The sequence below is a fragment of the Alkalibacillus sp. S2W genome (assembly GCF_046764385.1).
GTDB classification, from domain to species: domain Bacteria; phylum Bacillota; class Bacilli; order Bacillales; family Alkalibacillaceae; genus Alkalibacillus; species Alkalibacillus almallahensis.
Map to the genome: position 1 here is coordinate 1,908,910 of NZ_CP177234.1, position 13,510 is coordinate 1,922,419.

13 protein-coding genes are annotated in these 13,510 nt (G+C 38.3%); 4 read left to right on the top strand and 9 right to left on the bottom strand.

Annotation, left to right across the window (positions count from 1 at the left end):
• Positions 1-26: 26 nt before the first annotated feature.
• The 6 genes from pfkA to dnaE form a co-directional block, all read right to left on the bottom strand.
• Positions 27-986 (bottom strand): 6-phosphofructokinase, encoded by a 960-nt coding sequence (pfkA, locus tag ACKXGF_RS10260; RefSeq protein WP_411953639.1) that lies wholly within the window; start codon positions 984-986, stop codon positions 27-29.
• A 148-nt stretch (positions 987-1,134) separates the two neighbouring features.
• Positions 1,135-2,100, bottom strand: a complete 966-nt coding sequence (accA, locus tag ACKXGF_RS10265) for an acetyl-CoA carboxylase carboxyl transferase subunit alpha (RefSeq protein ID WP_167260620.1) — start codon at positions 2,098-2,100, stop codon at positions 1,135-1,137.
• Complete coding sequence (gene accD / locus ACKXGF_RS10270) at positions 2,097-2,957, bottom strand: acetyl-CoA carboxylase, carboxyltransferase subunit beta (protein ID WP_411953640.1); 861 nt, start codon at positions 2,955-2,957, stop codon at positions 2,097-2,099. The genes accA and accD overlap by 4 nt, the downstream gene beginning before the upstream one ends.
• A 348-nt stretch (positions 2,958-3,305) precedes the next feature.
• Positions 3,306-3,905 carry a FadR/GntR family transcriptional regulator gene (locus ACKXGF_RS10275; RefSeq protein ID WP_411953641.1) on the bottom strand — a complete coding sequence of 200 codons (600 nt, stop codon included), beginning with the start codon at positions 3,903-3,905 and terminating at the stop codon, positions 3,306-3,308.
• A gap of 27 nt (positions 3,906-3,932) precedes the next feature.
• Positions 3,933-5,132: an NADP-dependent malic enzyme gene (locus tag ACKXGF_RS10280; protein ID WP_167261102.1), complete on the bottom strand. Its 1,200-nt coding sequence runs from the start codon at positions 5,130-5,132 to the stop codon at positions 3,933-3,935.
• Between the two features lie 137 nt (positions 5,133-5,269).
• Positions 5,270-8,587 carry a DNA polymerase III subunit alpha gene (gene dnaE, locus ACKXGF_RS10285; RefSeq protein ID WP_411953642.1) on the bottom strand — a complete coding sequence of 1,106 codons (3,318 nt, stop codon included), beginning with the start codon at positions 8,585-8,587 and terminating at the stop codon, positions 5,270-5,272.
• A 174-nt stretch (positions 8,588-8,761) separates the two neighbouring features.
• On the opposite strand from dnaE, the gene ACKXGF_RS10290 reads away from it, so the two are divergent.
• The 3 genes from ACKXGF_RS10290 (at position 8,762) to ACKXGF_RS10300 (ending at position 9,920) form a co-directional block, all read left to right on the top strand.
• Positions 8,762-9,091 carry a YtrH family sporulation protein gene (locus tag ACKXGF_RS10290; protein WP_167260613.1) on the top strand — a complete coding sequence of 110 codons (330 nt, stop codon included), beginning with the start codon at positions 8,762-8,764 and terminating at the stop codon, positions 9,089-9,091.
• A gap of 1 nt (position 9,092) precedes the next feature.
• Positions 9,093-9,599 (top strand): sporulation membrane protein YtrI, encoded by a 507-nt coding sequence (gene ytrI / locus ACKXGF_RS10295; protein WP_167260611.1) that lies wholly within the window; start codon positions 9,093-9,095, stop codon positions 9,597-9,599.
• Positions 9,600-9,728: 129 nt separating this feature from the next.
• On the top strand, positions 9,729-9,920 hold the full coding sequence (locus ACKXGF_RS10300) for a hypothetical protein (RefSeq protein WP_411953643.1): 192 nt from the start codon (positions 9,729-9,731) through the stop codon (positions 9,918-9,920).
• 39 nt (positions 9,921-9,959) lie between these two features.
• On the opposite strand, the gene ACKXGF_RS10305 is transcribed toward ACKXGF_RS10300, so the two are convergent.
• The gene (locus tag ACKXGF_RS10305; RefSeq protein ID WP_411953644.1) at positions 9,960-10,898 is read right to left on the bottom strand and encodes a DHH family phosphoesterase; all 939 of its coding nucleotides are present in this window, start codon (positions 10,896-10,898) and stop codon (positions 9,960-9,962) included.
• A gap of 91 nt (positions 10,899-10,989) precedes the next feature.
• On the opposite strand from ACKXGF_RS10305, the gene ACKXGF_RS10310 reads away from it, so the two are divergent.
• Positions 10,990-11,295 carry a YtpI family protein gene (locus tag ACKXGF_RS10310; protein WP_411953645.1) on the top strand — a complete coding sequence of 102 codons (306 nt, stop codon included), beginning with the start codon at positions 10,990-10,992 and terminating at the stop codon, positions 11,293-11,295.
• On the opposite strand, the gene ACKXGF_RS10315 is transcribed toward ACKXGF_RS10310, so the two are convergent.
• Entirely contained in the window at positions 11,292-12,596 is a 1,305-nt protein-coding gene (locus ACKXGF_RS10315; protein ID WP_411953646.1) for a DRTGG domain-containing protein, read from the bottom strand. The genes ACKXGF_RS10310 and ACKXGF_RS10315 overlap by 4 nt on opposite strands.
• Positions 12,597-12,714: 118 nt before the next feature.
• Positions 12,715-13,395 (bottom strand): metal-dependent hydrolase, encoded by a 681-nt coding sequence (locus tag ACKXGF_RS10320; RefSeq protein ID WP_167260601.1) that lies wholly within the window; start codon positions 13,393-13,395, stop codon positions 12,715-12,717.
• Positions 13,396-13,510 lie beyond the last annotated feature (115 nt).

A 13,510-nucleotide genomic window follows, 5' to 3' on the forward strand; every position in this document is an offset into this window, starting at 1 on the left:
GTTATGTCCTCCTCTTTATAACAAGGTTAAATGGATAGTCGATTTGATAGTTCATATAAATCTCGATCGATCGCGTGTGATTGATTTAACACATGCATAATATCATCATGGACGAGTTGGTTCTTTTCAATTCCTACCATACGACCTGCTTGTCCTTCTATTAATAAATCAACAGCATAGGCTGCTAAACGACTTGCTAAAACACGATCATAAGCAGTTGGTGAACCACCTCTTTGTGTATGTCCTAATACTGTGACGCGGGTTGATAAGTCTAAATGGTCTTCGATTTGTTTAGCATAATCAACAGCACTTCCAACACCTTCAGCAACCATAATAATACTATGGCGTTTCCCACGGTCATGACCGCGTTTCACTTTATTAACGACAGCTTCCATACTTGTATCTCGTTCAGGCACGAGAATACTTTCCGCTCCAGCTGCTAATCCAGACCAAAGAGCTAGATCACCAGCATCACGTCCCATGACTTCAATCGCATATACACGTTCATGAGAGGTTGCTGTATCTCGAATCTTATCCACTGCCTCAATAACTGTATTCAGTGCTGTATCAAAACCGATTGTGAAGTCAGTTCCAGGAATATCATTGTCAATTGTACCCGGAACACCAATACAAGGGAAGCCTTGCTCTGTTAATTTAGTTGCCCCTTTAAATGATCCGTCACCACCGATCACAACGAGTCCTTCTATACCGAAAGCATTTAACTGATCAATGGCTTTCTTTTGACCTTCTGGTGTTTTAAATTCTTCTGAACGAGAAGAATATAAAACTGTACCACCTCTTTGAATGATGTCACCAACTGAACCAATAGACAACTCTTCAATATTACCATTAATAAGACCTTGATAACCATAATAAATACCATATACTTTAATTCCATGATAAACACAGCTTCTGACAACCGAACGGATAGCTGCATTCATACCAGGAGCATCGCCACCGCTAGTTAATACGCCGACTGCTTTCATCGTTAACACCTCATTCATTTGTCTATCATTGTACTCTATATTTTAAGATAAATTGTCGCAAAATGCTATTTATACGACGAGATGTTCATCAATTTTCTTAATAATTGTTGCAAATTGAAATAAAAAAGGAACTGTTTGAACAGCCCCTTTAGGATTGAATGACTGATGCAACAGCACCAATTTGATTATACTTTTCCCAACGACGATCTAGCAAGTCGTCATGAGATAAATGATTGAGTTCATTTAAATCTGATTCAAGACGATCGGTAATCCATTTAGCCTGAGTCTCTAAATCACGATGAGCCCCACCTTGAATTTCTTCAATGACATCATCAATGACATTTAACTCTTTTAAGTCATAAGATGTAATCCGCATTTTCTCTGCTGCTTGTTGGGCTAAATTCGAATCCTTCCAAAGTAATGCGGCAGCACCTTCTGGTGAAATAACCGAATACGTTGAATTCTCTAACATGTATAAACGGTCTCCAACGCTGATGCCTAGTGCACCACCACTTCCACCTTCACCTATCACAATACAAATAACAGGAACAGTCAGACCTGCCATTTCACGTAAATTCTTGGCTATAGCTTCACTTTGCCCACGTTCTTCTGCTGCTCGACCAGGATAAGCGCCTTTTGTATCAATAAAAGTAATAACTGGGCGATTGAACTTTTCAGCTTGTTTCATTAGACGTAACGCTTTACGGTACCCTTCAGGATGAGGCATACCAAAATTACGACGTAAGTTTTCTTTTGTATCTTTACCTCGTTGGTGACCAATTACAGTAACGGGTTGTCCTTTAAATTTAGCAATGCCACCGACAATCGCCTCATCATCACCAAAGTAACGGTCTCCATGCATTTCAAGGAAATCGGTGAAGACATATTCAATATAGTCTAAAGTTGTCGGGCGTTCAGCATGGCGTGCCATCTGGACTCGATCCCACGGTGTCATGTTTCCATACACTTCTTTTTCCAATTGTTCTAATCGATTTTCTAAAGTTTCAATCTCACCGCTGAGATCAACATCACTTTCACTCGTAAAGCTCTTCAACTCTGCAATTTTCTCACGCAGTTCTACGACTGGTTTTTCAAATGGTAATACGTTTTTCATGATTGCCCACCCCCTGCTTGGTGGAGTTCAAGAATAGTCGTTATTGTTTCTTTCATTTCGTATCTCGGAATCACACGATCAAGTTGTCCGTGTTTGTAAAGAAATTCAGCTGTTTGGAAATCATCAGGTAACTTCTCACGAATCGTTTGCTCAATAATACGGCGTCCAGCAAAGCCAATCAAAGCTTCTGGTTCTGCAAAATTATAATCACCTAATGAAGCGAAACTTGCTGATACACCGCCTGTCGTTGGATTTGTCATATAGGAGATAAATAAACCACCATTTCGATCAAAACGTTCCAAAGCAACAGATGTTTTAGTCATTTGCATGAGACTTAATACACCTTCTTGCATACGTGCACCGCCTGAAGCAGTAAATAGAATGAAAGGTACGCCGAGTTCATTGGCCTTTTCAATAGCTCGGGCAATTTTCTCGCCTACTACAGAACCCATGCTCCCCATACGAAAACGCGCGTCCATTACACCAATAGCTGTTGGGTTTCCGTTAATCGTACCTTGTCCTGTAACCACTGCTTCATTAATGCCTGTTTTGCGTTGGTCTTTTTCGATCTTCTCCAAATAATCCGGAAATTCTAATGGATTTTCAGATGTTAAATCCGCATCCCATTCTTCGAAAGATCCTTGATCTAGTAAAGCGTCAAGACGTTCAGGTGCTGACATTTGATGGTGATGTTCACAATGTGGGCACGTTAGTAAATTCTTCTCAATTTCTTTTCTATAAAATATTTTTCGACAAGAAGGACACTTAATCATTAATCCTTCTGGTAAGTCCCCATGTTCTTCTTGCTTAGAGACAGTGGCATATTTTCGTTTTCGATTAAACATGTCTTTTATCAAGCCGATTCCTCCTTCACCAATCACTCAATCACATCATACGTTCTCTATCATGCAAAAACTGTCATAATTTATATTAAGTATAAGCTTTGATAAAGTCCGTTGTTGATATTGTGATCCGCTTTCGGTGGACGCTTTCCGCGGGCACGGCTCGAGCCTCCTCGGCCAAAAACGCGGCCTGCGAGGTCTCGAGACTCGTGCTGTTCCCGTGACGGCCTGGACGGCCTAATGTCGACGTTGGTCACAGGACGTGACCGAACTTAGTCGACCAGGAGTCGCCACCTTCGCTTCTCACAATTCAACAACTTAGTAATAACTAAATCGAATAATAACATCAAACTCTAACAGAATTTAAGTATACAACCTCGAATGGGTATCGATTGCTTGGTCATATTCCTGGCGTTTAATCTGGTCAATTATTAATTGAACATCAGAGGCATCAAACGCCTCTTGTTCCGTCAATTGTTGAAAGCTAGCTACAAGATGCCATATCTTCAATAGTAATTGATTCCCCAGTTGATTAAACAATAGAATAAACAACCCATTATGGATTTGTTCACTTGCACCATCAGGTGATTCTAATTCCTCAATTTCACTTACATTCAGTCGCTTCAACTCTTGTAAGCATAATTGTTCAAGCATATATTGCACTTCTTTTAACTCATCTTTGGTTTGTGCTTCAGTTAAAACAAAGGTTGATAACAATTCCACAGAATGAAAAGGTCTGTAAGTGCGTAAAAATGTACCTTCTCCGTGACGAGTTTCAATTAACCCTAATAATTCAATCGCGCGCAAAGCTTCACGAACGGATGCCCGACTAGCATTTAATTGATCTGATAACTCTCGTTCAGAAGGAATTCGATCTCCATCTTCTAATTCACGTTCTTGAATAAAACGCCTAATTTCATTTAATACTTCTTGATAAACTTTCATTTTTGATGGATTAGACATGTGACACACCTCAAACCCTATTATTCCTTAACCAATATCCGTTAATTCTTGTGTCCGCTTCACGACATCCTCTGGGTCAACATCAACTCGGGCCACACCTGACTCCATAGCTGCACGTGCTACTGCGCCTGCAACAGCTGGTGCTACACGAGAATCAAAAGGTTCAGGAATGACGTAATCCGCTGATAATTGATCACCGACTAATTCTGCAATCGCTTCAGCTGCAGCTACCTTCATTCGTTCATTAATCCGGGTTGCTCGTACATCTAATGCGCCTCGGAAAATACCTGGAAAAGCTAAAACATTGTTCACTTGGTTCGGAAAATCTGAACGACCTGTACCGATTACTTTAGCCCCTGCTTCTTTCGCATCATCTGGGACGATCTCAGGATCTGGATTTGCCATCGCAAAAATAATCGGATCATCATTCATCGATTCGACCATTTCTTTTGATAGTAAGCCACCAACTGATACGCCAATAAACACATCGGCACCTTCCATCACTTCTTCTAATGTTCCTGCTTCTTTATCTTTGTTCGTAAATCTAGCTACTTCATCTTTCACATCATTCATACCTTCATCACGACCATCATAAATAGCTCCACGTGAGTCGCACATGATCATATCACGTACACCGAAATTATAAAGTAATTTAATAATAGCAATACCAGCTGCGCCAGCACCGTTAGCAACGACTTTAATATCTGAGAATGATTTACCAGATAATTTAAGGGCATTAATAAGCCCTGCAGCCGTAACAATAGCAGTACCATGTTGGTCATCATGAAAGATTGGAATATTTGTTTCTTTCTTAAGACGTTCTTCTATAACAAAACATTTAGGAGCTGCGATATCTTCTAAATTAATACCACCAAATGTTGGCTCCATTAACTTCACAGTTTGAACGAATTCATCAACATCTTCTGTATTTAAAGCAATCGGGAAGGAATCGACTCCTGCAAACCCTTTGAATAAAGCTGATTTACCTTCCATTACAGGAAGAGACGCATCAGCACCTATATTTCCGAGTCCGAGGACTGCTGACCCATTCGTCACAACCCCTACCATATTGCCTTTCATTGTATAGTCAAAAACAGATTCTTTATTGTCATAGATCGCTTTACAAGGCTCAGCAACACCTGGAGAGTAAGCTAAACTTAAATCTCTTGCATTGCGGATTGGCACTTTCGAATGAGTTGCTAGTTTCCCTTGATTTGCCTTGTGCATTTGTAATGCTTCTGCTTTTAAATTCGCCACTTATACCGCTCCTTTTCATAAATGGTCAGACCACTAACGCAATTAATTATAACAAATCAAACCAACATGTAAAGTCGTAAGTCGTGATGTGCATCCTCACATCACAACTACGATTTTACAACAACATGGCCCTCTGTGAAATAATCTTTTAAAGCCTGGATACTTTCATCGTGAACATGAATATCAAATGCTGGTGCTAATTGATACACCTGATTCTGTTGAGGAGAATAAATCGTAATAGGTGTTTTACCAGAAAAATGAGTGTGTATCTGTTTAATATAATCTAATTGTGCTTGTTCATCCTCATGAAGTAACTTAATAAACACTTTTCGATGATCATCAACTTCTAATTGATCTAAATCAATAAAATCAACCTTTTGTAATATGAGTTGATTCTGACCGTTTCGTTCATCCAAGTCACCTGATACTTGCACCGTTTTTTCCTCATCAAGATCTCGCCCAATTTCACGGTACAGTTTCGGAAAAATAACACCATCAATTTCACCATATTCGTCTTCTAATGTGACAAAGGCCATCTGTTCACCACGTTTAGTCCGTATCGTTTTCACTTGATTCACAGTTAAGGTCAGTTTACCCCTTTTTTTCAAAGGAAGCTCTTTAAATTGTTTCGTTGTTAAGTATCCTTCCCGAGTTAAACCACGTCTCATACGATGAAATGGGTGTTCACTAATTCGAAACCCCATCACTTCCTGTTCCATATTAATCGCCTTCAAAATAGAAAAGTCAGGAACATTCGTATATTGAACATTCATATTAAACGACTCATCCATACCTGAAAATAGCTCCCCTTGGTCAATCGCTTGCACAACAGAAGCTAATAACTGGGCGCGATGTGGGTGTATATCATCAAATCCACCTACAATAATAATCGATTCAAGGATTGGACGTGTCACGATATTTAACGATACACGTTGGCAAAAATCAAATAGCCCCTGGAAAGGTGTCTGACCACGTGCCCGAATAATCTCCTCATAGACTTGTTTACCTAAACCTTTTATAGCTAATAATCCAAAGCGAATGGTCTGATGGTCTTTTACGGTAAACTTACCAAAGCTTTCATTAATAGACGGCGGTAAAACTTTAACGCCCACTTGCCTTGCTTCTTTTACATACAATTCTAATTTGTTAGCATCATGCATCATTGAAGTTAATAATTCAGCGTAAAAATAGGCTGGATAATGTGCTTTAAAGTAAGCCAATTGATAAGCAATCATCGAGTAAGCTACTGCGTGGCTTTTATTGAAACCGTAATCTGCAAATCGTTCAATCCACGAAAATACTTGCTCACCCAATGATGACTCATAACCCTTTTCTTCTACACCAATCAGAAATTCACGACGTAATTGTTCAATAGCTTCCCGATCTTTCTTGCTTATCGCCCTTCTCAATAAATCGGCTTGGCTCATCGTGAAGTTAGCTAATTCACTGGCAATTTGCATGATCTGTTCTTGATAAATCAATACACCATAAGTTTGTTCTAATATTGATTTTAAATCGTCATGAACATATTCCACCTTTTCAAAGCCATGTTTCCGTTTTGAGAAGGTATCAATGAATTGCATAGGTCCGGGTCGATATAGTGAGATAACGGCTACTATATCTTCAAAGGATGTTGGTTTAATAGTCCGTAATGCCTTCTTCATACCTGATGATTCTAATTGGAACACACCTGTTGTTAAGCCATTTTGCAATAATTTAAATGTTCTGGAATCATACTCTGGAATTTGTTCAAGTGTTAAAGTCTTCCCCTCACGCTCTCGAATTTGTTTCAACATCCGTTCAATTAATGTTAAGTTCCTCAATCCAAGGAAATCCATCTTCAATAATCCTAATGATTCAAGCTCTTCCATTGGGAGCTGAGTTAACAAGACACCCTCAGCGCCTGGAAACATTGGAATTCTCCCCGTCAGTGGACGGTCACTGATCACAACACCTGCAGCGTGAACAGAGTGATGTCGTGGTAATCCTTCTATCACAAATGCGGCTTGGAACATTCTCTTCAATTGATCTGTTTGAGTAATATAATCTTTCAATGTTTCATTCTGCTTGATTGCTTGCTTTAAGGAATTCGTTTGTTGTGGGATCGCATTAAGTAAGTACGTTTGTTGTTCACGACTAATTTGGAACACTTTGGCTAACTCTCTAATAGTTGAACGCGCTTGAAATGTTCCAAACGTAATAATTTGTGCGACTCGATCATCACCGTATCTATTTTTCACATAGTGGAGCACGTCATCTCGTCGATAATCCGAAAAATCAATATCAATATCCGGCATTGACTGTCGTTCAGGGTTTAAAAACCTCTCAAATAATAGTTGGTGTTTAATCGGATCTACATCCGTAATATTTAATAAATAAGCAACAATCGACCCTGCAGCTGAACCACGTCCTGGGCCCACTAATATGCCTTCCTTTTTCGCATATTTTACAAGGTCCCATACAATTAAGAAATAATCGGCAAATGCCATTTGATTAATCGTATTAAGTTCATGGTCTAATCGTTTCATTGCCTGAGGTTGACTTGCACCATCATATTTATATTGAAGCGCATCTTCACACAACCGACGTAACATCTCTTCAGACGTTTCATTTGTCTGTTCTTTTGGAAATTCAGGTAAATCAAACCACTTTTGCGACATGGTCAAGTGGCATTGATCAGCAATCTCTTTCGTTCGATTAAACGCATCTCGCCACTCTTCCACAAATGTTTCATCATATTCATTTAACGATTTTAAATGTGACACATTATCATTTAACGATGACTGTTGATGAATCGTTGCTTGATGCTGCATCGCTTGTAACGCTTGATAACCGATCAAATCGCGTTCACGAACATAACGCACATTATCTGTTACCACAGCTTTATGTCGATAAGAATGACCTTGGTTATAGAGCCATGACTGAATTAACGAGGTTCCATGAGGCTGCAAATTAATATACCAATCATTCAATTGATGATCTAACACGCCTAATAATTTATTTAAATGGTCGTAATCTTGTAAATAAATCAGGTCTTCGAATACCGTCTGATAAAATGAAGCGATTGTGATCAAATCATCTGCGTGTTCGATATCCTCTAAATAGATTGATTCCTGACGAATATGTTCCTTATTCGATAAAGTTACTAACGATTGAAATCCTGTTTCTGATTGGGCTAATAAAATCATCCGAACAGGACGTGGTTCATCTGCTATGTATACATTAGTTGTCATACCAACAATGGGTTTAATCCCATGTCGTTCACATGCATGTACAAAATGATACGATCCATGTAAAACACCTTCATCCGTCAAAGCTAGAGCTTTAAACCCTTTTTCTTTTGCTTCTTGGACGACTCTTTCAATTGATATAGCACTCTTCATAAGGGTGTAGCTACTATAAAGTTGTAAATGCACAAATTCCATGGATCAATCACCTGCTTACTCTTCGACTTCATACTCTCTACTATTATTATATAGGAGAAAGGACGAAGTTGAAATCAATCACATAAATCAAATAAGAAAAACATACATTTTAGTAATTAAGACTGCTTGTCTGCAAGTAGTTTAACACGACTAAAAAACTAGAAGGTCGATAATATGGAAGAACGTATGGTTATTTCAATTATAAAATGCTTTTTCATTGCGTTTGGTGTGTTAACAGGAGGCGCATTATTTGGTAGTTTAGGTGGTTATTTAACTGGACAACCCCCTTTGTCAGAAATGATGTTAGCTGCGAAGAAATTAAGAATATGGGCAATTGTCGCAGCTATCGGTGGGACGTTTGATGCTATATCATCATTTGAAAGAGGAATTTTCGAAGCATCGACGATCGATGTCATTAGGCAAATCGCGCTCATCATTTCAGCTATGAGTGGAGTCAAATCAGGCATTATGTTAATCAACTGGTTAACACAGGGAGATTTGTGACATGCACATCCCTCCTTATTACAAGAAAGCATCTTGGCAAACATTTCTAATCGGCGTTTTAACTGGTGTGGTCATCGGTTATATCTTTTTTTTATTTGTATATGGTCAACATACAGAAAGATGGATTGAAGAGAATCTATCCATTAGAAATGAATTACATGAAGTAAAACAAGAAAATGAACTTTTAAAAAGTGATCAAAGTGACTTGAATGAAGAAGCTGAGCAACGTGTTACGGTACAAAAAATTGAACTCACATGGACCAATGCGGAGCAATTAGATTTAGATCGTTTCACCACTCACGAATTAAAAGAAAATTTATTAGATGAACTCGAGTCAGTCGTCGGTCAAAATATTATATCATTATCTGAACAGCGCACCTTGTTATTGCGTACAATAGAAAATAAAACGTTTAATATTCGAGATGTCGACTATCAATTAGTGGTTAGACATATGACCATTGGACCCACCTTAATCCTAAGCATAGAAGTTAAAATCGCTCCGTCATAAAACTGTCATAAAATATTGACGGTTTTGCAAACTTTCATTGTCAACTGATATAAAACGTTTGAATATGGTTATCATATAATTAGAATCTTATCATTGTATAAGGTCAACTTATAGAAAGAGGTGAGTCCTATGTTTGTACAGTATAAACAAAGAATTGCAAACGAAAAGGTGAACCGTCTCAAGGATGGTTATTCAGCTTATGCCGAAACCGAAGAACTCATCCGACTAATGAAACGTAGAATAAAAGCTAACAACTTAGAAATTTTTGAAGACCATACTGACATCGGTTCATGGTTCATCCCTGAAAATCGCACGAGTTAAACAAGAGCCCAGCTAATCGCTGAGCTCTTTTAATTATAATTAATAATTTAAACAAACGGCATCTAGTGCTTCAATAACGTCGTCAGTTTGATCCCAGGAAGTTATTTTAGCACCTGATGCCATTGGATGCCCGCCACCATCGAATTGTTCAGCCACTCCATTAATCACAGGGCCTTTCGAGCGTAAACGAATTCGAATAACGTCCTCTTCTTCTACGAAAAACACCCACGCTAAAACGCCCTCAATATCTGAAGGCACACTCACAAAAGCGTGCGTTTCTTCAGGAGTTACACCATAATGGTTTAGCATTTCTTGTGTTAGTTTGAAAACAACTAATCCACTTTCACGACGCTCTAAATTCGATAATAACTCCCCTTTGAATTTAGCCGTATTAAGCGAAACACGATATAAATTGTCATGTAAAGATTGACGATCGAAGTCATACTGAATAAGTGATTTCGCTGCTTCAAATGTTCTTTCGGTTGTATTTGGAAACAAGAATCGTCCAGTATCAGCAATAATACCAGCATAGATTAAACGAGCAGCTTCTTTTGTCATTATCCATCCATCTGACTGTGCTGTTTCATATAATTCATAAACCATTTCACATGTTGATGATGCATCAGGATCAACCCACATCACATTACCATAAGGATCACGATTGGGATGATGATCAATTTTAATTAAATAATTTCCTTGGCGATATCTTTGATCACAAACACGTTCTTCATTAGCTGTATCACAAACAATGACTAAGGCATTTTCATATGTCTCATCCTTAATGTCGTCAAGTTCAGCTAGATACGCTAAACTTGGGTCTTCTTCACCGACAACATATACTTGTTTCTCAGGATAAGTAGCCTCGATTATTTTAGCTAAACCGACCTGTGACCCATAAGCATCAGGATCAGGTCGAACATGACGGTGCAGGATAATCGTACTGTGTTGTTTGATTTGTTGTATGATTTCACGTTGCATAAATGGCATCCTTTCTCATAATTGTCACTAGCCTTTCAAGCCAAAAATCGATACAATAGATACGGATTTGATCATAAAAGGAGCGTTTAATTTGATTATTCTCGTGACAATCTTTGTCGTTTCAATTGTTTTTTATTTGTATTTTAAAGTTAGAATCTTGAATTATAAAAATCCTTTATATATGCACTATACGAATGGTAAAGCACGAATAGCTTTAGGTGTATTTATTGCGTCATTCGGCATTAATGCATACGGTTTTTATCAAACGCAATTCGCCTTATTCGTGTGTATTCTCTTCTTAGTTCTTGGTGGTGCTCAAATCGTTCACGGTTACAAGGTGTTTAAGCACTATCGGGGTGAAATTATCAGGTTACAAGAAGCTGGTGACTTAGACTAACGATTGATTAATTGTGTCATCACCATAGCTTTACTCACTAATTCTTGATCAGAGAATATTTGCACGTCAATCTTGGCAAACTTCCGACCTAACTCAAGTATTTCAGGAGTCACAGTTAATATAGCACCAATCTGAACAGGTTTCATGAAGAAGATTGATAAATTTTCTATTACCATGTCTCCTGTTTTTTCTTTTTTCAAGGACTGGTTACAAGCCTCCGTAACTAATGATGCAAATACGCCATATGATAATGTCCCAATTTGATTTGTCATTTGCGGCGTCACTTCTGTTACAAACTGATTGGACGCATCATCAGATTGCATTTGTTTATGAATTAAATCATCAATGGTTTCTCCAATTTGTGGTTGTCTCTGACTACTTTGTAATCCTTTAATGACATCTTGTCGACTAATGACCCCTTTAAAAGTATCAGCGTCATCAACCACAGGCATCATTTCGATTCCTTGCCATACCATGGTATGAGCAGCGCTAGCTAAAGACGTTGAAACTTTTGCTACAATCGGCTTTTTAGCCATTACTTTCTCGATTTTTAAATCAATTCGTTTATTAATAATATCTTTCGATGTTACGACGCCTACTACTTGATTATTTCGATTTAAAACAGGGTATCTGCTGTGTTTTGTTTGGTCATACAAAGCATGCCACGCTGACACGAGATCATCTTCATATAATACCCGTGTTTCTTCAACAGGTGTATAAATATCATCTACAATGACAATTTCCTTCTTAATGAGTTGATCATATATGGCGCGATTAATCATAGCTGCCACAGTGAACGTATCATAAGAGCACGAAATCACTGGAAGTTCATAGCGATCAGCTAAATTTTTGACATAGTCTGTCGTATCGAAGCCACCTGTAATTAAAATAGCTGCTCCCGCGTTCAAAGCCTTCTCCTGTGCTTTAACACGGTTACCAACAATCAACAAACTTCCTTTCTCAGTATACTTCATCATCGCTTCTAGCTTCATAGCGCCGATGACAAACTTATTCAAGGTTTTGTGTAAGCCTGTACGCCCGCCTAACACTTGTCCATCAATAATATTAACCACTTCGGCAAAAGTTAATTTTTCAATATTCTCTTTGCGTTTCTGTTCAATGCGGATGGTCCCAACACGTTCAATGGTGCTGACAAGCCCTGTTGTTTGTGCTTCTTTAATCGCTCGGTAAGCCGTACCTTCACTGACATCCAGTTCCTTTGCAATGGCACGGACGGATATTTTCGACCCGACCGACAACGATTCTATGTAATTTAATATTTGTTCATGTTTAGTGCTCATCGACTCACCTAATTCTCTATGATCATATAGATTTATTATACCTGTTTGCCAGATATTCAGCAATTAAGCGTACCAACTAAAAAAGCAGCCGATATCTAATCGACTGCTTACCATTTCTTTATAAGTCTAATGCGTCGCCTGGTTTCATGACATAACCAACGTTTTGTGGTAAGGAGTTCGCAAATGCTTCTCCATCTTGATTAATTAATGGGAATGTATTGTAGTGAACAGGTACAACACGAGCTGCATTAATCCATTCAGCAGCTAATCGTGCATCATCAGGTCCCATTGTAAAGTTATCTCCAATTGGTAAGAATGCTAAATCAATATCATTAAACTCACCAATTAACTTCATGTCTGAGAATAGTCCCGTATCACCAGCATGATAGATCGTTTTTCCATCAATCGTTAATAATAAACCAGCTGGCATTCCCGTATATACAATCGTGCCATCTTCTTCTGTATAAGCAGAGCCATGGAACGCTTGTGTTAGTTTCACATATCCGAAATCAAATTCATGACCGCCACCTATATGCATGGGATGGGCGTTTAACCCTTTGTTTCCTAGATAAGTTGCCAATTCAAACGGTGCAACAATTTGTGCATCATTTTCTTTGGCAATTTGTTCTGTGTCACCAACGTGATCATTGTGACCATGGGTTAGTAAAATGACATCAGCTTTTAGACCTTCAGCGTTTAAATCACAATTGTCATTTCCAGAAATAAATGGGTCGATTAAAATGGTGTGCTCGTCTGTTACAACTTTTACAACAGAATGACCATGATAACTTACTTTCATATGTTATGCCTCCTATGTGTTTTGATTTTAATTAAAATTATTACTTCACCATTCATTTATTACCCTTTATCCGTTAAGATAACACATAAAGACTATAATTTTTAGAGGTGATGAA

Coding starts and splice junctions, on each gene's coding strand:
- pfkA (WP_411953639.1), bottom strand. CDS start 986: ATGAAAGCAGTCGGCGTATTAACTAGCGGTGGCGATGCTCCTGGTATG.
- accA (WP_167260620.1), bottom strand. CDS start 2,100: ATGAAAAACGTATTACCATTTGAAAAACCAGTCGTAGAACTGCGTGAG.
- ACKXGF_RS10275 (WP_411953641.1), bottom strand. CDS start 3,905: ATGTCTAATCCATCAAAAATGAAAGTTTATCAAGAAGTATTAAATGAA.
- ACKXGF_RS10280 (WP_167261102.1), bottom strand. CDS start 5,132: ATGCACAAGGCAAATCAAGGGAAACTAGCAACTCATTCGAAAGTGCCA.
- dnaE (WP_411953642.1), bottom strand. CDS start 8,587: ATGGAATTTGTGCATTTACAACTTTATAGTAGCTACACCCTTATGAAG.
- ACKXGF_RS10290 (WP_167260613.1), top strand. CDS start 8,762: ATGGAAGAACGTATGGTTATTTCAATTATAAAATGCTTTTTCATTGCG.
- ytrI (WP_167260611.1), top strand. CDS start 9,093: ATGCACATCCCTCCTTATTACAAGAAAGCATCTTGGCAAACATTTCTA.
- ACKXGF_RS10300 (WP_411953643.1), top strand. CDS start 9,729: ATGTTTGTACAGTATAAACAAAGAATTGCAAACGAAAAGGTGAACCGT.
- ACKXGF_RS10305 (WP_411953644.1), bottom strand. CDS start 10,898: ATGCAACGTGAAATCATACAACAAATCAAACAACACAGTACGATTATC.
- ACKXGF_RS10315 (WP_411953646.1), bottom strand. CDS start 12,596: ATGAGCACTAAACATGAACAAATATTAAATTACATAGAATCGTTGTCG.
- ACKXGF_RS10320 (WP_167260601.1), bottom strand. CDS start 13,395: ATGAAAGTAAGTTATCATGGTCATTCTGTTGTAAAAGTTGTAACAGAC.